Origin of the sequence: Rhodobacter sp. CZR27 (assembly GCF_002407205.1) — a bacterium.
In the GTDB taxonomy this organism is placed as follows: Bacteria; Pseudomonadota; Alphaproteobacteria; order Rhodobacterales; family Rhodobacteraceae; genus Cereibacter_A.
This window is the reverse complement of the sequence record NZ_CP023548.1, coordinates 463169-481245: the sequence shown is the minus strand read 5'-3', so window position 1 is coordinate 481245 and position 18077 is coordinate 463169. Positions and strand designations below refer to the sequence as shown.

The 18077-nt window shown below is 69.2% G+C and carries 20 protein-coding genes; 15 read left to right on the top strand and 5 right to left on the bottom strand.

Translation table 11 applies throughout. The features are described from left to right. Positions 1-96 precede the first annotated feature (96 nt). From CK951_RS02545 to recR, 3 genes are read left to right on the top strand one after another with little or no spacing between them, the layout of a single operon-like run. Positions 97-1845: a DNA polymerase III subunit gamma/tau gene (locus CK951_RS02545; protein WP_096784672.1), complete on the top strand. Its 1749-nt coding sequence runs from the start codon at positions 97-99 to the stop codon at positions 1843-1845. A gap of 12 nt (positions 1846-1857) precedes the next feature. Next, a complete protein-coding gene (locus CK951_RS02540; protein ID WP_096784671.1) occupies positions 1858-2202 on the top strand; it encodes a YbaB/EbfC family nucleoid-associated protein in 345 nt (114 codons plus the stop codon). Between the two features lies 1 nt (position 2203). After that, a complete protein-coding gene (gene recR, locus CK951_RS02535) occupies positions 2204-2803 on the top strand; it encodes a recombination mediator RecR (RefSeq protein WP_096784670.1) in 600 nt (199 codons plus the stop codon). Between the two features lie 46 nt (positions 2804-2849). Here the strand turns inward: recR and CK951_RS02530 are convergent, their stop codons facing one another. Then, complete coding sequence (locus CK951_RS02530) at positions 2850-3611, bottom strand: DUF1013 domain-containing protein (protein ID WP_096784669.1); 762 nt, start codon at positions 3609-3611, stop codon at positions 2850-2852. A 120-nt stretch (positions 3612-3731) separates the two neighbouring features. Here CK951_RS02530 and CK951_RS02525 point away from each other — a divergent pair, with 120 nt between their 5' ends. Continuing rightward, the gene (locus tag CK951_RS02525) at positions 3732-4352 is read left to right on the top strand and encodes a ribonuclease T2 (protein ID WP_096784668.1); all 621 of its coding nucleotides are present in this window, start codon (positions 3732-3734) and stop codon (positions 4350-4352) included. A 255-nt stretch (positions 4353-4607) separates the two neighbouring features. On the opposite strand, the gene CK951_RS02520 is transcribed toward CK951_RS02525, so the two are convergent. Continuing rightward, positions 4608-5594 carry an NAD(P)H-quinone oxidoreductase gene (locus tag CK951_RS02520; protein WP_096784667.1) on the bottom strand — a complete coding sequence of 329 codons (987 nt, stop codon included), beginning with the start codon at positions 5592-5594 and terminating at the stop codon, positions 4608-4610. Positions 5595-5604: 10 nt separating this feature from the next. Continuing rightward, positions 5605-6297: a COQ9 family protein gene (locus CK951_RS02515; protein ID WP_096784666.1), complete on the bottom strand. Its 693-nt coding sequence runs from the start codon at positions 6295-6297 to the stop codon at positions 5605-5607. Between the two features lie 109 nt (positions 6298-6406). Between CK951_RS02515 and rpsU the strand changes: the two genes are divergently transcribed. From rpsU to CK951_RS02495, 4 genes are all read left to right on the top strand, one after another. After that, a complete protein-coding gene (rpsU, locus tag CK951_RS02510) occupies positions 6407-6613 on the top strand; it encodes a 30S ribosomal protein S21 (protein ID WP_002720900.1) in 207 nt (68 codons plus the stop codon). A 199-nt stretch (positions 6614-6812) separates the two neighbouring features. Then, positions 6813-7511 (top strand): phosphatidylserine decarboxylase, encoded by a 699-nt coding sequence (locus tag CK951_RS02505; protein WP_096784665.1) that lies wholly within the window; start codon positions 6813-6815, stop codon positions 7509-7511. Between the two features lie 3 nt (positions 7512-7514). After that, complete coding sequence (gene pssA / locus CK951_RS02500; RefSeq protein WP_096784664.1) at positions 7515-8252, top strand: CDP-diacylglycerol--serine O-phosphatidyltransferase; 738 nt, start codon at positions 7515-7517, stop codon at positions 8250-8252. A 24-nt stretch (positions 8253-8276) separates the two neighbouring features. Beyond that, on the top strand, positions 8277-8891 hold the full coding sequence (locus CK951_RS02495; RefSeq protein ID WP_096784663.1) for a class I SAM-dependent methyltransferase: 615 nt from the start codon (positions 8277-8279) through the stop codon (positions 8889-8891). 51 nt (positions 8892-8942) lie between these two features. Here CK951_RS02495 and CK951_RS02490 read toward each other — a convergent pair whose 3' ends face one another. Continuing rightward, entirely contained in the window at positions 8943-9401 is a 459-nt protein-coding gene (locus CK951_RS02490; protein WP_096784662.1) for an Lrp/AsnC family transcriptional regulator, read from the bottom strand. Positions 9402-9540: 139 nt separating this feature from the next. On the opposite strand from CK951_RS02490, the gene ald reads away from it, so the two are divergent. Continuing rightward, complete coding sequence (ald, locus tag CK951_RS02485) at positions 9541-10659, top strand: alanine dehydrogenase (protein WP_096784661.1); 1119 nt, start codon at positions 9541-9543, stop codon at positions 10657-10659. A 250-nt stretch (positions 10660-10909) separates the two neighbouring features. Next, on the top strand, positions 10910-11602 hold the full coding sequence (locus CK951_RS02480; protein WP_096784660.1) for a glutathione S-transferase family protein: 693 nt from the start codon (positions 10910-10912) through the stop codon (positions 11600-11602). A 6-nt stretch (positions 11603-11608) separates the two neighbouring features. Here the strand turns inward: CK951_RS02480 and CK951_RS02475 are convergent, their stop codons facing one another. Then, positions 11609-12160 carry a TlpA disulfide reductase family protein gene (locus tag CK951_RS02475; RefSeq protein ID WP_096784659.1) on the bottom strand — a complete coding sequence of 184 codons (552 nt, stop codon included), beginning with the start codon at positions 12158-12160 and terminating at the stop codon, positions 11609-11611. Positions 12161-12181: 21 nt separating this feature from the next. Here CK951_RS02475 and argH point away from each other — a divergent pair, with 21 nt between their 5' ends. The 5 genes from argH (at position 12182) to CK951_RS02445 (ending at position 18076) form a co-directional block, all read left to right on the top strand. Further along, entirely contained in the window at positions 12182-13597 is a 1416-nt protein-coding gene (argH, locus tag CK951_RS02470) for an argininosuccinate lyase (protein WP_096784658.1), read from the top strand. Further along, a complete protein-coding gene (locus tag CK951_RS02465) occupies positions 13594-13743 on the top strand; it encodes an argininosuccinate lyase (RefSeq protein ID WP_096784657.1) in 150 nt (49 codons plus the stop codon). The genes argH and CK951_RS02465 overlap by 4 nt, the downstream gene beginning before the upstream one ends. A gap of 228 nt (positions 13744-13971) precedes the next feature. After that, complete coding sequence (locus CK951_RS02455; protein WP_096784656.1) at positions 13972-14289, top strand: DUF2834 domain-containing protein; 318 nt, start codon at positions 13972-13974, stop codon at positions 14287-14289. Positions 14290-14295: 6 nt separating this feature from the next. After that, positions 14296-15561, top strand: coding sequence for a diaminopimelate decarboxylase (gene lysA / locus CK951_RS02450; protein ID WP_096784655.1), 1266 nt, complete (start codon positions 14296-14298; stop codon positions 15559-15561). 28 nt (positions 15562-15589) lie between these two features. Beyond that, positions 15590-18076, top strand: coding sequence for a TIGR02302 family protein (locus tag CK951_RS02445; RefSeq protein ID WP_096784654.1), 2487 nt, complete (start codon positions 15590-15592; stop codon positions 18074-18076). The last annotated feature ends 1 nt before the right edge of the window (position 18077 follow it).

Genomic DNA, 18077 nt, shown 5'->3' with positions numbered 1-18077 from the left:
GAACCTCGCCACCCCGGTCGGCCCCGCGGGCCTTCTGGTGGACGCCGCCGCTGCCCCGCCCTAATCTCGGTCCCAGTCCGAATCCGCCGAGGTCCGATGTCCGACACACCCGAGCAAGGCTATCAGGTCCTTGCCCGCAAATACCGCCCGCAGACCTTCGCCGACCTGATCGGACAGGACGCGATGGTGCGCACGCTGAAGAACGCCTTCGCGGCCGACCGGATCGCCCATGCCTTCGTGATGACGGGGGTGCGCGGGGTGGGCAAGACCACCACCGCCCGGATCATCGCCAAGGGGCTGAACTGCGTCGGCCCCGACGGCACCGGCGGGCCGACCACCGAGCCCTGCGGCACCTGCGAGCCCTGCCGCGCGATCGCCGAGGGCCGCCATGTCGACGTGATGGAGATGGACGCGGCTTCGCGCACCGGCGTGGGCGACATCCGCGAGATCATCGACTCGGTCCACTACAGGGCGGCCTCGGCGCGCTACAAGATCTACATCATCGACGAGGTCCACATGCTCTCGACCAGCGCGTTCAACGCGCTGCTCAAGACGCTCGAGGAACCGCCCGCCCATGTGAAGTTCATCTTCGCGACCACCGAGATCCGCAAGGTTCCGGTGACGGTGCTGTCGCGCTGCCAGCGGTTCGACCTGAAGCGGATCGAGCCCGAGGTGATGATGGCTCATCTGGCGAAGGTGGCCGGGCTGGAAGGCGCGCGCCTCGCGCCCGAGGCGCTGGCGCTGATCACCCGCGCCGCCGAAGGCTCGGTGCGGGACGCGATGAGCCTGATGGATCAGGCGATCGCCCACGGCGCGGGCGAGACTTCGGCCGATCAGGTGAGGGCGATGCTGGGCCTTGCCGACCGCGGGCGGGTGCTCGACCTCTTCGATCTGGTGATGAAGGGCGACGCGGCGGGTGCGCTGGCCGAACTGTCGGGCCAATATGCCGACGGCGCCGACCCGATGGCGGTGCTGCGCGACCTGGCCGAGATCACGCACTGGATCTCGGTGATCAAGATCACGCCCGAGGCCGCCGAGGATCCGACCACTCCGCCGGACGAACGGATGCGCGGCCTAGACATGGCGCAGCGCCTGCCGATGCGGGTGCTGACGCGGATGTGGCAGATGCTGCTCAAGGCGATCGAGGAGGTCTCTCTGGCCCCCAACGCCATGATGGCGGCCGAGATGGCGGTGATCCGGCTGACCCATGTGGCCGATCTGCCGGACCCGGAAAGCCTCGTGCGCAAGCTCATGCGGCAGGGCGCGGCGCCGGCGCCCGGTCCCGGCGCTGCGGGCGGCGGCCCGGCAGGAGGGGCAAGAGCGCCGACGGCACAGGCCGTCGCGCAGGCGCCCGTCCGCACCACGATGGCAGGCGCCTCGGCGGGCACCGCGACGGCCCTTGCCGTGGCCGAGGGCCAGCCGCTGTGCCAGAGCTTCGCGCAGATGGTCGAGCTGATCCGCACGAAGCGCGACATGAAGCTGCTCTACGAGGTCGAGACCGGCGTTCGCCTCGTCCGCTTCGCGCCGGCCCGGATCGAGTTCGAGCCCTCGCCCGAGGCCGCGCCGGATCTTGCCGCACGGCTCTCGCAGCGGCTGCAGGGCTGGACCGGCATCCGCTGGGGCGTCTCGGTCGTCTCGGGCGGGGGGCAGCCGACGATTGCGGAAGAGCGCGACAAGGGGCGCCTTGCGGACAAGGCCAAGGCGCTGGAAAACCCGCTGGTCCAGGCGGTGATGGCCGCCTTTCCGGGGGCGCGGATCGCCGAGATCCGCAAGCCGCAGGAGATCGCCGCGACCGAGGCGCTGGCCGAGGTCGAGGACGAATGGGACCCGTTCGAGGACAGTTGAGAGGAGCAAGAGATGCTTAAGGGATTGGGCGGCCTTGGCGACATGGCCAAGATGATGAAGGCCGCACAGGGCTTTCAGGAGAAGATGGCGCAGCTCCAGCAGGATCTGGGCAGCATGACGGTGGTGGGCGAGTCCGGCGCGGGCCTCGTGAAGGCCACCTCGACCGCCAAGGGCGAGCTGACCGGCATCGAGATCGACCCGTCGATCTTCAGCGCCTCGGAAAAGGAAGTGGTCGAGGATCTGATCCTCGCGGCGATCAAGGATGCGCAGGCCAAGGCCGCCGAGAAGGCCAAGGAAGAAATGGGCAAGCTGACCGAGGGCCTCGGCCTGCCGCCGGGCATGAAGCTGCCGTTCTGACATGGCCGAAGCGCCCGGCGACATCGAGCGGCTGATCGAGCTGATGGCGCGGTTGCCGGGCCTCGGGCCCCGCTCCGCTCGCCGGGCGGTGCTGATGATGCTGAAGAAACGGGGGGCCGTGATGGCCCCTCTGGCGCAGGTGATGGCCGAGGTCGCGGCCTCGGCCTGCGACTGCGCGCGCTGCGGCAACATCACCGGCGCGGACCTCTGTGACATCTGCCGCGACGAGCGGCGCGCGACGGGCGAATTGTGCGTGGTCGAGGACGTGGCCGACCTCTGGGCGCTGGAGCGTGCCGGCGCGTTCCGTGGCCGCTATCACGTGCTGGGCGGCGTGCTTTCGGCGCTGGATGCGGTCGGGCCGGAGGATCTGCGCATCCCGCGCCTGGCCGAGCGGGTGCGCGAGGAAGGCATCACCGAGGTCATTCTTGCGCTCAACGCCACGGTGGATGGCCAGACCACGGCCCATTACATCGCCGACGTGCTGGAGCCTCTTGGCGTTCAGGTCACTTCGCTTGCGCAGGGCGTGCCGATCGGCGGCGAACTCGACTATCTCGACGACGGCACGATCGGTGCGGCGCTACGGGCACGCCGCCGGTTCTGACCGACTGGCGCGTCCGTTGCTTCGGCGCTCGAGGCGCCAAGCCGCATCAGATACGGTGGTCGTCCTCTTCCTCTTCCTCGTCCTCCGCATCGTCACCGTGCGGCAGGTTGAAGAAGGAATCGGCATCCGAGAAGTCGGCGGGGCGCTTCTCTTCCTCCGTGCGGCCGAACTGCTCCAGCCCGGCAAGGCCCGAGGGCATCCGCGGCTCGTCCGGCATCGAGAGCGACTGTTCGGTCGAGACGAGCTTGCGCCGCTCGTCATCGCTCATCACCAGACCCTCGGCGGCCTTCTTGCGCGCAGCGGCCTGCACCGCAGTGTCCAGTTCCGACTGGCGGCAGAGGCCGAGCGCGACCGGGTCGATCGGCTGGATCGAGCCGATGTTCCAGTGCGTGCGCTCGCGGATCGACTGGATGGTGGGCTTGGTGGTGCCGACGAGCTTGGCGATCGCGCCGTCCGAGAGTTCCGGGTGGAACTTCACCAGCCACAGGATGGCGGCCGGGCGGTCCTGCCGCTTGGACAGCGGCGTGTAGCGCGGGCCGCGGCGCTTTTCCTCGCCCACGGCGGCCGGGTTGAACTTCAGCTTCAGCCGGTAGAGCGGGTCCTTCTGGCCCTTCTCGATCTCGATCTGGTCAAGCTGGTTGTTGGCCACCGGATCGAAGCCCTTCACGCCCGCCGCGACGTCGCCATCCGCAATGCCCTGCACCTCAAGCTCGTGCATGCCGCAGAAATCGGCGATCTGCCGGAACGACAGGGTGGTGTTGTCGATCAGCCAGACTGCGGTGGCCTTGGACATCAGCGGCTTGTTCATCGGACGATCCTTTGCAAATCTTGACCATGCCGGGAAAACGGCTGCGGCCGGGCCGCGTCTTCTCGTTTTCGGGAAGTTCAGGTGGCATATACTGCCGATCGGGGCAGAGGGGAAGCGAAAATGCGTGTGTTTGCCTTCGGTCTCGCGCTCGCGGCGGCGCCGGCGCTCGCGGATCAGGACCGTGCCGGCGACTTCACGCACTACATCCTTTCGCTGAGCTGGGAGCCGACGTGGTGCGCGGTGGAGGGCGAGGCGCGCGGGGCCGAGGAATGCAGCTGGGGCCGCGGCTTCGTGCTCCACGGCCTCTGGCCGCAGCGCGAGGAGGGCTGGCCCGCCTTCTGCCTGACGGTGGAGCGCGACCCCTCGCGCCGCGATACCGACGCGATGTCGGACCTCATGTCGCCGGGGCTCGCCTGGTATCAGTGGAAGAAGCACGGCCGCTGCTCGGCGCTTCCGCCGACCGACTACTTCGCCCTGATGCGCGAGGCGGTGGAGCGTGTGGCGGTGCCCGACCCCCTTCTCCGCCTGCGTGAGGACATCGCCCTGCCGCCCCGGGTGCTCGAGGAAGCCTTCGTCGAGGCCAACCCGGGGCTGCCCCCGGAAGGCATCACCGTCACCTGCGAAGGCGAGTATGTTCAGGAAGTGCGGATCTGCCTGACGAAGGAACTGATGTTCCGCGCCTGCGCGCCGGACGCCCGAGAGGACTGCCGAAGGCCGAGCGCCCTGATGGACAAGCCCTGACCAGGCGTCGCGCGCCTTCCCCGCTGTGCCAAGCCCCTCACTTCGAAGCCGGCCCGGCAATGGAGCTGCTCGGGGCCGTGGTGGAGGCTTTCCCAGCGGCCCCGCCGCGGGCGCGACCCGCCGTCTTCTTCCTCCAGCAGCGCGACCAGAGCCGCCGACGTGCCGCTTCGGCCACCCGGTCTGCCCCGCCCTCTCCACCATCCGCGGCAGCGCCGGAGGAGGGGGTTCGATGCCCCCTCCTCCGGCTCCCCCGTCTCAGACCGCGAGGACGATCTTGCCGATGTGGCCCGAGCCTTCCATCCGGGCATGGGCCAGCGCCGCTTCCTCCAACCCGTATTCGCTGTCCATCACCGGGCGCAGCGCACCCGAGGCCACCATCGGCCAGACCTGTGCCTCCACGTCGCGGGCATAACGCGCCTTGGCGAGGTCGCTCTGCGGGCGCAGGGTCGAGCCGGTGATCGTCAGGCGCCGCATCATCACCTCGGCGAAGTTCAGCTCGACCTTCGTGCCCTCGAGGAAGGCGATCTGGACCAGCCGCCCCTCCGTCGCCAGCGCCTTGACGTTGCGCGGCAGGTAGCTGCCGCCGACCATGTCGAGGATCAGGTCGGCCCCGCCCTCGGCCTTCAGGATCGCGACGAAATCCTCCTCGCGGTAGTTGATCGCCCGCTCGGCCCCAAGTTCCCGGCAGGCCGCGCACTTCTCCTCCGACCCAGCGGTGGCGAAGACCCGCGCGCCCAGCGCCTTCGCGATCTGGATCGCGGTCGTGCCGATCCCGGACGAGCCGCCGTGGACGAGGAACCGCTCGCCCGCCTTCAGGCCCCCGCGCAAAACCACGTTCGACCAGACCGTGAAGCAGGTCTCGGGCAGGCAGGCGGCCTCGCGCAGGCCCAGCCCCTCGGGGATCGGCAGCGCATGCTCGGCCGGCGTCAGCGCGTATTCGGCATAGCCTCCACCGGGCAGCAGCGCGCAGACCCGGTCGCCCACCTTCCAGCGCGCGACGCCGGGACCCACGGCCGCCACCTCGCCCGCGGCCTCCAGCCCCGGCAGCGGAGAGGCGCCGGGCGGCGGCGCATAGGCGCCTGCGCGTTGCAGGGCATCGGGCCGGTTCACGCCGGCATAGGCCACGCGGATCAGGATCTGGCCGTGCCCCGGCACCGGAACCGGAACCGTGCAGGGGCGCAGCACCTCGGGCCCGCCGGGCTGGGAAATCTCCACGGCGCGCATCGTCTCGGGCAGGGTCACAGGGGTCTCCTCAGTAATGGCTCGTCCGGCCCGGCATGTCCGGCGCCGGCTTCGGTGCGTGGACGCGGCGCATCATCATCCGCGGTCCAGCCGTCACCGCGCGCAGCAGCGGATTGCGCTGCGCCTCGGTCTTGAACTTCTCGAACCGCAGCACGTCGGCGATGCGCCGGTCGAGGAACTCCCATGTCGCGTAGTGGCCGGGCGTGTCGTCGCCCAGCCAGTAGAGCACGGTCGCCGCATAGACCGCCGAAAGCGTCGCCCGCTTGGTGTACCAGTTCACGTCGCGCGATTCGTCGCCCAGCGCGGTCCAGATCCTGTCCGCCGTGCCCCAGACCGCCTTGGCCCCGTCCGAGGCATGCTGCGGCAGGCTGAACAGCGTCGAGCCGCGCCGCACCAGTTCCTTGTCCTCGACCGCCTCGAGGCGGAAGCGGATCAGCGCGGCCACCCGCTCGGAATAGCGCATCGCGCCAAGATCGACCGCCGCCGCCTTCTCGAGCATCCGCTCGTCGCCGCGGCGGTGGTAGGCCAGCGCGAGGTCCACGCCGCCGCGCGGGAACAGCGCCCGCGCCAGCCCGGGCGCCACGCCCGAATCGCTTACGGCCGCCCGCAGCGTCGCCTCGGACCAGCCGTCGAACGGCACATGCATCACCGCCGCGTCGAGGATGGCGTCGCGCGCCTTCTCGTTTCCGTCCCGAACATCCATAGCCAGTTCCTTTTCCGGTTCCCTGCGGTGGACAAGCCACTCTGTCTTTGATATAGGCGCCCGACCTGCTTATCTTGCAACTCTAACCTAGGAAGGTGGTGACAACCACATGCAGGTCAGCGTCCGCGACAACAACGTCGAACAGGCCCTTCGGGCCCTGAAGAAAAAGCTCCAGCGCGAAGGCGTGTTCCGCGAAATGAAGCTCAAGCAGCATTTCGAGAAACCCTCCGTCAAGCGCGCCCGTGAGCAAGCCGAAGCGGTCCGCCGTGCGCGCAAGCTCGCGCGCAAGAAGGCGCAACGCGAAGGCGCTCTCTGAGACGTCGCCGCGAAGCTGGGCGGGTCTTCGGACTCGCCGTCATCGGACCCCCGTCGCGCAAGTGTCGGGGGTTTTTCTTTCCCCGGTGCGGCAGAGGCGCGCAGCGTCGAGCTGTCCCTCAGGGTTGCATTGGCGGGCCCGAATGCTTTTATCCCGCCATTAACCTTGGGCCCGGACCCATGTCAGAAGGCATTCAAGAATGGCGATCGACCTGCTCTCCACCTTCATCAAGCCGATGCACCGTGAGGGCTTCAAGTTCGTCGGCATCTTCGCCGCCGTCACGCTCATCCTGTTCCTGATCTGGGAACCGCTCGGCTGGATCGGCGTGATCCTCACGGTCTGGTGCTACTACTTCTTCCGCGATCCGATCCGCGTCACCCCCATGCGCGAGGGGCTGCTTGTCAGCCCAGCCGACGGCGTGATCTCGCTGATCGAGCCCGCCGTGCCGCCAGCGGAACTCGGGATGGGCGACGCCGCGCTGACCCGCGTGTCGGTGTTCATGAACGTCTTCAACTGCCACGTGAACCGCGCGCCCATCGGCGGCACGATCACGAAGATCGCCTATCGCCCCGGCAAGTTCCTCAATGCCTCGCTCGACAAGGCGAGCGTGGACAACGAGCGCAACGGCCTTGCCATCCGCCTCGCGGACGGCCGCCAGATCGGCGTGGTGCAGATCGCGGGCCTCGTCGCCCGCCGCATCCTCTGCGAGGTGAAGGAGGGCGCGACGCTCGGCACCGGCGACCGCTTCGGCATGATCCGCTTCGGCTCGCGCGTCGATGTTTACCTGCCCGAGGGCGTGCAGCCGCTGGTCTGCCTCGGCCAGACCATGATCTCGGGCGAGACGGTGATCGCCGACCTCGCCAGCACGGAGGCGCGCCGCACCGGCGCGAGCATCTGAGCCATGCTGCGGCGCGACGAGCGGACCCTGCCCCTGCTGATGCTGCTGCCGAACCTCGTGACCATCACGGGGCTCTGCGCCGGGCTGACGGCGATCCGCTTCATCATGGTCGGGCGGTTCGACATCGCCGCCATGCTGATCATCTTCGCCGCCGCCATCGACGGGCTCGACGGGCTGATCGCGCGCCGCCTCAACGCGCAGTCCGAGTTCGGCGCCGAACTCGATTCGCTTTCCGATTTCCTGAACTTCGGCGTCGCGCCGGGGCTTCTGGTGTACCAGTACGCGCTGGCCGGCACCTATTCGACCAACTGGGTCTTCGTGCTGGTCTATACGCTTTGCGGCTGCCTGCGGCTTGCACGCTTCAACGTGAACCGCGACCAGCCGCTGCCGCCGGGCGCCAAGCCGCACTTCACCGGCGTGCCGGCCCCGGGCGGGGCGCTTCTGGCGCTGCTGCCGATCTTCATGTCGCTGCAGGGGCTGGTCGATGCCTCGGCCTTCCCGATGGCCTATGGGGTCTACCTCGCTTTGGTCGGCTTGCTCATGACGAGCCGGATCCCCACAATATCGCCGAAGGCGATGCGAATCCCGCGGGACAAGACGATCTTCGTGCTGATCGGCACGGTCATCGTCCTGGGGCTCCTCGTCACGCGGTTCTGGCTTCTGATGGTGCTTGTCGGCCTCGCCTATGCCGCGGTCACCGCCATGTCGATTGGGAACTACCTGCGCCGCTGGCGCAGCTGAGATCAACCACAGAGGGACGGACGCATGGAACTGGACGCGGTAAGCCGGAGCTACAAGCGCTGGGCGCCTATCTACGACTTCTCCTTCGGCAAGGTGAGCGAAAGCCCGCGACGCCGGACGGCCACGCATGTGAACGCGCGTGGCGGCAAGGTGCTCGAGGTGGGCGTGGGCACGGGTCTCTCGCTGCCGCTCTACAGCCATCGGGTCGCCGTCACGGGCATCGACTTCTCGCACGAGATGCTGGCCAAGGCCCGCGACAAGGTCGAGGAACTCGGCCTGAAGCCGGTGAAGGAGCTGCGCCAGATGGATGCGCGCGAGCTCGACTTTCCCGACGAGACCTTCGACACCGTGGTGGCCATGTTCCTCGTCTCGGTCGTGCCGGAACCCGAGCGCGTCGTCTCCGAGATGGCCCGCGTCTGCCGCAGGGGCGGCGAGGTGGTGATCGTGAACCACTTTGCGCGCGACAAGGGCCCGCTGGCCGCCGTCGAGAAGGCGCTGGCGCGGTTCGAGAACACGCTGGGCTGGCACTCCGACTTCGCGATCGAGCGCGTGACGGGCGATCAGCGCCTCGAGGTGATCGAGCAAGCGCCGATGGGTCCGGGCGGGCTCTTCACCTTCCTGCGCTTCAAGCGCGTCTGACGACAGGCTGGCCGCCCGATGCCGGGCGGCCGCAGCGGGCCCTGGCCGCGGTCAGACCGGGATCGCCGTCGTCTTGAACACGGTCCGCAGCGCAAAGCTCGAATGCATCTGCGCCACGCCGGGCAGGCGCGCGAGATGCTGGCGATGGATGCGGGCGAAATCCTCGGTATCCTGCGCGACGACCTTCAGGAGATAATCCGCCGTCCCGGCCATCAGGTGGCATTCGAGGATGTCCGGCACCCGTGCCACCTCGCGCTCGAACGCCTCGAGCACCTCGTCGGCCTGTCCCTGCAGGGTGATCTCCACGAAGACCGTCGTGGGCCGCGAGAGCTTGCGCGCATCCAGAAGCGCCACGTAGCCCGCGATGAAGCCCTCCTCCTCCAGGCGCTGCACGCGGCGGTGGCAGGCCGAGGGCGAGAGGTTCACCCGTTCCGACAGTTCGGCGTTGGTTATGCGGCCCTGCTTCTGCAGGACGGTCAGGATTCGGCGGTCTGTCGCGTCAAGTTCCATTCGGATGCAAGGTTCTTCGGCTGAGGGCGGGTTTCGCGGAAGAAGCTACCGCCCTCCTCTGCTGCCGTCACGCGAGATTTCAAAGCACCACCGCCGGCTCCCGTGCATCCTGTGTCAAAATCACGCAGGGAGGAAAGTGATGAGGATCGGCTGCCCCAGGGAGATCAAGCCGCAGGAATTCCGCGTGGGCCTCACGCCCCATGCCGCGCGTGAGGCCCGATTCCATGGCCACGAGGTGATCGTGGAAGCCGGGGCCGGCATCGGGTCCGGCTTCCCGGACGAGGACTATCGCGCGGCCGGTGCCCGGCTTGTCGATACCTCCGAGGAGGTCTTTGCCGAGGCCGAGATGATCGTGAAGGTGAAGGAGCCGCAGGCGGTCGAACGGGCGCGCCTGCGGGCGGGTCAGGTGCTCTTCACCTATCTGCATCTTGCGCCCGATCCCGAGCAGACGCGGGACCTGCTGGCCTCGGGCGTGACCGCCATCGCCTACGAGACGGTGACCGATGCGCGGGGCGGCCTTCCGCTGCTGGCGCCGATGTCCGAGGTGGCGGGGCGCCTTGCGCCGCAGGTCGGGGCGTGGACGCTGCAGAAGGCCAATGGCGGTCGCGGCGTGCTGCTCGGCGGCGTGCCGGGCGTGGGGCCGGCGCGGGTCGTGGTGATCGGTGGTGGTGTCGTGGGCACTCACGCAGCGCGCATTGCGGCCGGGATGGGCGCCGATGTCACCGTGCTCGACCGATCGCTGCCGCGACTGCGGACGCTCGACGAGGCCTTCGGCAGCCTGTTCCGCACCTCCTATGCCTCGGCGGGCAACACGGCGGATCTGGTCGCCGAGGCAGACATGGTGATCGGCGCGGTGCTGATCCCGGGGGCGGCAGCGCCGAAGCTGGTCAGCCGGGCGCAACTTTCCACCATGAAGCCCGGGGCGGCGATCGTGGACGTCGCCATCGACCAGGGCGGCTGCTTCGAGACCTCGCGCCCGACCACCCATCAGGACCCGATCTATGAGGTGGACGGGATCATGCACTATTGCGTGGCGAACATGCCGGGCGCGGTGGCGCGGACCTCGACGCTGGCGCTGGGGAACGCGACCATGCCCTTCCTGCTGGCGCTCGCCGACAAGGGTTGGAAACGCGCCTGCGAAGAGGACCCCCACCTGCTGGCCGGTCTCAACACCCATGCCGGACACCTGACCTATTACGCTGTCGGCCGGGCGCTGGAGATCGACGTGCTGTCGCCGCATCTGGCGCTGAAGATGTGACGGGGCGGTCCCGACGGGTGTCCGAGCCTCCAGAGAACTGACAGTCCGCCACGCAAAGCCCGCGGCGGCTGTCGTCTTCCGGTGCGTCCCCGTGCTGGTCAGACGGCCGCCATCCGATCCACAGGGACGGCCGTTCCGCATCCACCCGTTCCAGGCCGCCTCCCGGACTGGCCGGAACCTCGGGCGGCATCGAGGCTTGTCTTCCCTCGCGCCGACATCCCATGGTCGGCAGGCCTGACCGGAGGACCGCATGACCGACCTTTCCGCCTTTCCGATCACCCGCCGCTGGCCACCGCGCACCCCCGGCGCGATCCAGCTCTACTCCCTGAACACACCGAACGGCGTGAAGGTCTCGATCGCTCTGGAAGAGCTGGGACTGCCCTACGACGCGCACTTGGTGGATTTCGAGACGAAGGACCAGCTCAGCCCCGAGTTCCTGTCGCTCAACCCGAACAACAAGATCCCGGCGATCATCGACCCCGAGGGACCGGATGGGAGGCCGCTCCCCCTTTTCGAAAGCGGGGCGATCCTGATCTACCTCGCCGAGAAGACAGGCCGGCTGCTGCCCGAGGACCGGCGCTACGAGGTGCTGCAGTGGCTGATGTTCCAGATGGGCGGGATCGGGCCGATGTTCGGCCAGCTCGGCTTCTTCCACCACTTCGCCGGCAAGGAGATCGAGGATCCGCGCCCGAAGGAGCGCTACCGCGCCGAAGCCGAGCGGCTGCTGAAGGTGCTGGAGGGCGCGATGGAGGGGCGCGAGTGGATCGCGGGCGATTATTCCATCGCCGACATCGCGATCTGCCCCTGGCTGCGGGCCTTGCGCGACTTCTACAAGGCGGCGGATCTGGCGGGCTGGGGTGGCCTGACGGCTGTTCCCGCCTGGCTCGAGCGGTTCCTGGATCGGCCGGCAGTGCAGCGGGGGCTTACGATCCCCTCCCGCTGACGGGGGTCAGTCCATCATCTCGGCAAGGACGGCGCGGGCCTCTGGCGAATCCCAGACCGCGTCGCCGATCAGCCGCGCGACCTCGCGGCCCTCAGGGTCGAGGACCAGCGTCACCGGCAGGCCCATCACCCCGATCTGCCGGGCCAGCGCCGACTTCGGATCGCGCAGCGCTGTAAGGTGCCTCACGCCGGCCTCCTCGAAGAAGCGGGTGATGGCTGGCACCGCGTTCCGGCCCGTCGCCACCGTCACCACCGCGAAGCGCTCGCCGCCCATGGCGGCCTGAAGCGCGTCGAGCGTCGGCATCTCCTCGCGGCAGGGGGCGCACCAGGTCGCCCAGAAATTGGCCACCACCCACTTGCCCTTCCAGTCCGAGAGGCTGCTCGGCGCCTCGTCCAGCGCCACCAGCCCCTGCTCGGGCAGCGGCCTGGGCGCGTCGTGGATCACCAGCTTGCGCATGTCGCCCGTGCGCATCGCCGCAGCCTCCGCCGGTCCGGCCGCCGCGCCGTTTGCACCGAAGGTCAAGGCCGTGTAGATCACGGCAAACAGCAGACGCAGCATTCCACCTCCCGAAGGCTTTCCATGTCCGACCGAGCCCCCTCCTCCTCCGCCGCCAACGCCATGTGGGGCGGGCGTTTCGCCGCCGGACCGGACGCGATCATGCAGGCGATCAACGCCTCGATCGGGTTCGACAAGCGGCTTTTCGCGCAGGACATCCGAGGCTCGCGCGCCCATGCCGCCATGCTGGCGGCGACAGGCATCCTTAGCACTAAAGATGCAGAGGCCATCGGGGAAGGCCTTCTCACGGTGTTGTCAGAGATCGAGTCCGGACATTTCCCGTTCCGGGTCGAGCTGGAAGACATCCACATGAACGTCGAGGGACGGCTGAAGGAGCTGATCGGCGAGCCGGCCGGCCGGCTGCACACGGCGCGGAGCCGCAACGACCAGGTGGCGGTGGATTTTCGCCTCTGGGTCCGCGACCAGTGCGACGCTGCCATCGCCGGCATCGAGGCGCTGATGAAGGCCTTCGTTTCGCAGGCCGAGGCCGGCGCCGACTGGGTGATGCCGGGCTTCACCCACCTGCAGACCGCGCAGCCGGTGACCTGGGGCCATCACATGATGGCCTATGTCGAGATGCTGGCCCGCGACCGGTCGCGCTTCGTGGACGCGCGCGCGCGGATGAACGAATGCCCCTTGGGCGCCGCGGCGCTGGCGGGGACGAGCTTTCCCATCGACCGCCACATGACGGCTGAGGCGCTCGGCTTCGACCGGCCGACGGCGAACAGCCTCGATTCGGTCAGCGACCGCGACTTCGCGCTGGAGTTCCTGTCGGCCTCGGCGATCTGCGCCATGCACCTGTCCCGCTTCGCCGAGGAGCTGGTGATCTGGTCCTCGGCGCAGTTCCGCTTCGTGCGGCTGTCCGATCGCTGGACAACCGGCTCGTCCATCATGCCGCAGAAGAAGAACCCCGATGCGGCGGAACTGCTGCGCGCCAAGCTGGGCCGGGTGCTGGGCGCGGCGGTGGCGCTGTTCACCGTGATGAAGGGCCTGCCGCTGACCTATTCCAAGGACATGCAGGAGGACAAGGAGCAGGTCTTCGACGCCGCCGACACGCTGATGCTGGGCCTCGCCGCGATGACGGGGATGGTCGCCGACATGCAGGCCAACCGCGAGGCACTGGTGGCGTCCGCCGCCTCGGGCTTCTCGACCGCGACGGATCTGGCCGACTGGCTGGTGCGCGAGCTGGGCCTGCCGTTCCGCGAGGCGCATCACGTCACCGGCACGCTGGTCGCGATGGCCGAGGGCAAGGGCTGCGACCTGCCGGACCTGACGCTTGCCGACATGCAGGCGGTCCACCCGGGCATCCGCGAGGATGTCTTCGCCGTCCTTGGCGTCGAGAACTCGGTGCGCAGCCGCATCTCCTACGGCGGCACCGCGCCCGACAACGTCCGCGCGCAGGTGGCGCGCTGGAAGCAGCATCTGGGGATGACCGCATGACGCGACCGCTGATCCTGCTCGTCCTTGCCCTCGCGGGCTGCGGCATCGACGGTCCGCCGCTGAAACCCGGCACCAACGAGCCGGTCGAGGTCCAGCCGGGCCTGACGATCGGCGGCACCGCCGAGTTCGGCATTCAGGGCAACTGACGATGCGGTGGGCGCTCCTCCTCCCGCTCGGCCTCGCGGCCTGTGCCCAGCCCTCCGAGCCGCATGTCGGCGTGGGCGTCGGCGTGGGTCCGGGTGGCGTCGGCGTCCATCCCGGCGTCTCGACGCGGGTCGGGGCCGCGCGCGTGGGAGTCGGGCCGCATGGGGCTTCTGTCGGCACAGGATTTGGTATCGGTAACCTTGCAATTGGTTTGGGGAGTGCGCTCTGACATGTCGCCGCTGCGAATGATCTTCCTTGCCCTCGCGATCTGGGGCGCGACGCATCCGATGTTCCACTTCGTCTCCTACATGCTGGAGACGGGCGAGGGCTTCGGCGGCATGATTGACGCCTGGTATGTCAATTCCTCGACCACCGGCCTCGTCTGGGACCTGACGATCTCGGCCATCACGCTGACCGTCTGGATCCTGGCCGAGACCTTCACCCGGAAGAACTGGATCGCGCTTGTGGCGATCCCGGCCACCTTCCTGATCGGCGTCTCCTGCGGCCTGCCGCTCTACCTGTTCCTGCGTTCGCGCCCCGTGACCTGAGAAGACATGGACCATTTCCTCTACCGCAACGGGACGCTCCACGCCGAGGATGTCCGCCTGTCCGACATCGCGGCCACCGTGGGCACGCCGTTCTACTGCTATTCGACCGCCACGCTGACGCGGCACTACCACCTCTTCACCGAGGCGCTCTCGCCGCTGCCGCACATGGTCTGCTTCGCGATCAAGTCGCTGTCGAACGTCGCGGTGCTGAAGGTGCTGGGCGACATCGGCGCGGGGATGGACGTCGTCTCGGGCGGGGAATACCTGCGCGCGAAGGCGGCCGGCGTGCCGGGCGACCGCATCGTGTTCTCGGGCGTCGGCAAGACGCGCGAGGAGATGCGGACGGCGCTGGAAGGCGGCATCCGCCAGTTCAACGTGGAATCCGAGCCGGAGATGCGGGCGCTGTCCGAGGTGGCCCACTCCATGGGCCTGCGCGCGCCGATCGCCGTGCGGGTGAACCCGGACGTCGATGCCCGCACGCACGAGAAGATCGCAACGGGCAAGAAGGAGAACAAGTTCGGCATCCCGATCGCCCGCGCAGCCGAGGTCTATGCCGAGGCGGCGGCGCTGCCCGGTCTCGAGGTGGTGGGGATCGACGTCCACATCGGCTCGCAGCTGACCGAACTCGAACCCTTCGAGCAGGCCTATCTGAAGGTCGCCGAACTGACCGAACGGCTGCGCGCCGAGGGCCACGACATCCGCCGGCTCGACCTCGGCGGGGGCCTCGGCATCCCCTACACCCGCTCGAACGAGGCGCCGCCGCTGCCGCTGGAATACGGGGCGCTGATCAAGCGCACCGTGGGCCATCTCGGCTGCGAGATCGAGATCGAGCCGGGCCGGCTGATCTCGGGCAACGCGGGCGTGCTGGTGGCCGGCGTGATCTATGTGAAGCACGGCGAGGGGCGGGATTTCCTGATCCTCGACGCGGCGATGAATGATCTGGTGCGGCCCTCGATGTATGGCGCGCACCACGACATCGTGCCGGTGGAGGAAGCCGCTCCGGGGATCGAGCCGCAGCCCTATGACGTGGTCGGGCCGATCTGCGAAACCGGCGACACCTTCGCCAAGGGGCGCCTCCTGCCCGCGATGGCCGAGGGCGATCTGGTCGCCTTCCGCTCGGCCGGGGCCTATGGCGCGGTGATGGCGTCGGAATACAACTCGCGCCCGCTGGTGCCCGAGGTGCTGGTTCACGGGGATCACTTCGCCGTCATTCGGGCGAGACCGACGTTTGACGAAATCCTGAAGCGAGATAGCATTCCCGAATGGCTGTGACGCGCGCAGCCTGTTTCAGGCGAGGCGCATGGCACGCGAAACCCCGGATCCCGCGACCGAAACGGCTCTGGAACGGCTGATCTGGCCGCTCCGCCTGACCTGGGCGGGGCTCTGGGCCGAGCGTCTGGCGCGCGCGTTCTGGCCGGTCTGGACCATCCTGATCGCGACAATGGCCGCGCTGGTCTTCGGGCTTCAGGACCTGTTGCCGCTCGACTGGGTGCGGGGCGGCCTTGCCGTGGCGGGGCTGGGCGCGCTGGTGGCGCTGGGGCTCGGGCTGCGCGGCTTCCGCCGGCCCTCGCGTGCGGATGCGCTGGGGCGGCTCGATGCCTCGCTGCCGGGGCGGCCGATCTCGTCCATGATCGACCAGCAGGCGATCGGCACCTCCGACCCCTGGTCGCGGGCGATCTGGCAGGCGCACCGTGCCCGCATGGCCGAGCGTGCGGCACAGGCCCGTGCCGTGCCGCCTGACCTGCGGCTGGCTCGCCGCGACCCCTTCGCGCTGCGCTACGTCGCGCTGACCGCGCTGGTCGTGGCGCTGATGTTCGGCTCGGTGTGGCGGCTCGGCTCGGTTGCCGGCCTCGGTCCCGGCGGGGCCGAGGCGATGGTCGGCGGGCCAAGCTGGGAGGCATGGGCCCAGCCGCCCGGCTACACCGGCAAGCCCTCGCTCTACCTCAACGAGATCGACACGCCCGACGTGACCCTGCCGGTCGGCAGCCGCGTGCAGGTCCGGCTTTACGGCGAGGTGGGCGATCTTGGCGTGACCGAGACCGTCTCGGGCCGGCCGGTCGGCGAGCCGGTCCCGGGACCCGCGCAGGATTTCGATGTCCGCCAGACCGGCTCGATCACCATCGACGGCCAGGGCGGGCGCGCCTGGCGCGTGATGGCGCTGGCCGATGCGCCGCCCGCCGTCTCGACCGAGGGAGAGATGAGCCGCGAGGCGGACGGCCGGATGAAGCTGACCTTCTCGGCGCAGGACGACTATGGCGTGACGGGCGGGCGGGCGGTGATCGCGCTGGATCTGGCCGCCGTCGACCGCCGCTTCGGCCTGGTGGCTGAGCCGGAGCCGCGCGAGCCTGTGACGCTGGACCTGCCGCTGCCGATCTCGGGCAACCGGGCCGAGTTCAGCGAGACGCTGGTGGATGACCTGTCCAAGCATCCCTTCGCGAACCTTCCCGTGGTGCTGAACCTGACGGTCACCGATGCCGCGATGCAGGAGGGCTCCTCGCCCACGCTGAAGGTCGTGCTGCCGGGCCGGCGCTTCTTCGATCCGCTGGCCTCCGCGCTGATCGAGCTGCGCCGTGACCTGCTCTGGACCGCCGCCAACGGGCCGCGGACGGCGCAGATCCTGCACGCGATCACCCATTCGCCCGAGGGCCTCTTCCGTAACGAGCGCGCCTTCCTGCGCACCCGCGTCCTGATGCGCCGGCTGGATGCCGAGGCTGCGACCCTGACGCCCACCGCCCGCGACGAGATCGCCGAGCAGCTGTGGGAGATTGCGCTGATGGTCGAGGAGGGCGACCTCGCCTCGGCGCTGGAGGCGCTGCGCCGCGCGCAGGACCGGCTGGACGAGGCGATCCGCAACGGCGCCTCGCCGGACGAGATCCAGAAGCTGATGGACGAGATGCGCGAGGCGCTGAACAACTACATGCGCGAACTGGCCGAGGAGGCGCAGCGCAATCCCGACCAGCAGCAGTCCGAGAACCGCCAGACCATGGAGATGTCGGGCGACCAGCTGCAGGAGATGCTCGACAAGCTGCAGGAGCTGATGGAGCAGGGCAAGATGGCCGAGGCGGCCGAGTTGATGGAGATGATGCGTCAGCTGATGGAGAACATGCAGGTCACGATGGGCGAGGGCCAGGGCCAGGGGCCAGGCAACCAGGCCATGCGCGACCTCTCCGAGACGCTGCGCGACCAGCAGGGCCTGTCGGATGACTCGTTCCAGCAACTGCAGCGCGGGCCGAACGGCGAGCCTCGTGGCGGCGAGCAACCCGGCGAGGGCGAGGGCCAGGACGGCCGCAGCCTTGCCGACCGGCAGCGCGACCTGAAGAACCGGCTGAACGGAATGAACGACAGCCAGCTTCCCGGCGCGGGCAGCGAGCGCGGCGAAAGCGGCCGCCGGTCGCTGGACGACGCCGGCCGCGCGATGGAAGAGGCCGAGCGGGCGCTGCGTGACGGCGACCTGCCCGGCGCACTCGACCGGCAGGCCGAGGCGATGGAGTCGCTGCGCGAGGGGATGCGCGACCTGGGTGAGGCGATGGCCGAGGAGCAGCGCCAGCAGAACGGCCAGGGCGAGGGCGAGGCCTTCGGCCGGGCCGATCCGAACAGCCAGCGCGACCCGCTGGGCCGCGAACCGGGCGAGACGGGCCGGATCGGCTCGGATCGCAACATGCTGCAGGGCGAGGACGTCTATCGCCGGGCGCAGGACCTGCTGGACGAGATCCGCCGCCGCTCGGGCGACCTCACGCGCCCCGAGATCGAGCGCGACTACCTGCGCCGCCTGCTCGATATGTACTAGC

Bases quoted from the DNA above. Each gene is read 5' to 3' on its own strand.
- CK951_RS02545 (WP_096784672.1), top strand. From the start codon at position 97: ATGTCCGACACACCCGAGCAAGGCTATCAGGTCCTTGCCCGCAAATAC.
- CK951_RS02540 (WP_096784671.1), top strand. From the start codon at position 1,858: ATGCTTAAGGGATTGGGCGGCCTTGGCGACATGGCCAAGATGATGAAG.
- recR (WP_096784670.1), top strand. From the start codon at position 2,204: ATGGCCGAAGCGCCCGGCGACATCGAGCGGCTGATCGAGCTGATGGCG.
- CK951_RS02530 (WP_096784669.1), bottom strand. From the start codon at position 3,611: ATGAACAAGCCGCTGATGTCCAAGGCCACCGCAGTCTGGCTGATCGAC.
- CK951_RS02525 (WP_096784668.1), top strand. From the start codon at position 3,732: ATGCGTGTGTTTGCCTTCGGTCTCGCGCTCGCGGCGGCGCCGGCGCTC.
- CK951_RS02515 (WP_096784666.1), bottom strand. From the start codon at position 6,297: ATGGATGTTCGGGACGGAAACGAGAAGGCGCGCGACGCCATCCTCGAC.
- rpsU (WP_002720900.1), top strand. From the start codon at position 6,407: ATGCAGGTCAGCGTCCGCGACAACAACGTCGAACAGGCCCTTCGGGCC.
- CK951_RS02505 (WP_096784665.1), top strand. From the start codon at position 6,813: ATGGCGATCGACCTGCTCTCCACCTTCATCAAGCCGATGCACCGTGAG.
- pssA (WP_096784664.1), top strand. From the start codon at position 7,515: ATGCTGCGGCGCGACGAGCGGACCCTGCCCCTGCTGATGCTGCTGCCG.
- CK951_RS02495 (WP_096784663.1), top strand. From the start codon at position 8,277: ATGGAACTGGACGCGGTAAGCCGGAGCTACAAGCGCTGGGCGCCTATC.
- CK951_RS02490 (WP_096784662.1), bottom strand. From the start codon at position 9,401: ATGGAACTTGACGCGACAGACCGCCGAATCCTGACCGTCCTGCAGAAG.
- ald (WP_096784661.1), top strand. From the start codon at position 9,541: ATGAGGATCGGCTGCCCCAGGGAGATCAAGCCGCAGGAATTCCGCGTG.
- CK951_RS02480 (WP_096784660.1), top strand. From the start codon at position 10,910: ATGACCGACCTTTCCGCCTTTCCGATCACCCGCCGCTGGCCACCGCGC.
- CK951_RS02475 (WP_096784659.1), bottom strand. From the start codon at position 12,160: ATGCTGCGTCTGCTGTTTGCCGTGATCTACACGGCCTTGACCTTCGGT.
- argH (WP_096784658.1), top strand. From the start codon at position 12,182: ATGTCCGACCGAGCCCCCTCCTCCTCCGCCGCCAACGCCATGTGGGGC.
- CK951_RS02465 (WP_096784657.1), top strand. From the start codon at position 13,594: ATGACGCGACCGCTGATCCTGCTCGTCCTTGCCCTCGCGGGCTGCGGC.
- CK951_RS02455 (WP_096784656.1), top strand. From the start codon at position 13,972: ATGTCGCCGCTGCGAATGATCTTCCTTGCCCTCGCGATCTGGGGCGCG.
- lysA (WP_096784655.1), top strand. From the start codon at position 14,296: ATGGACCATTTCCTCTACCGCAACGGGACGCTCCACGCCGAGGATGTC.
- CK951_RS02445 (WP_096784654.1), top strand. From the start codon at position 15,590: ATGGCACGCGAAACCCCGGATCCCGCGACCGAAACGGCTCTGGAACGG.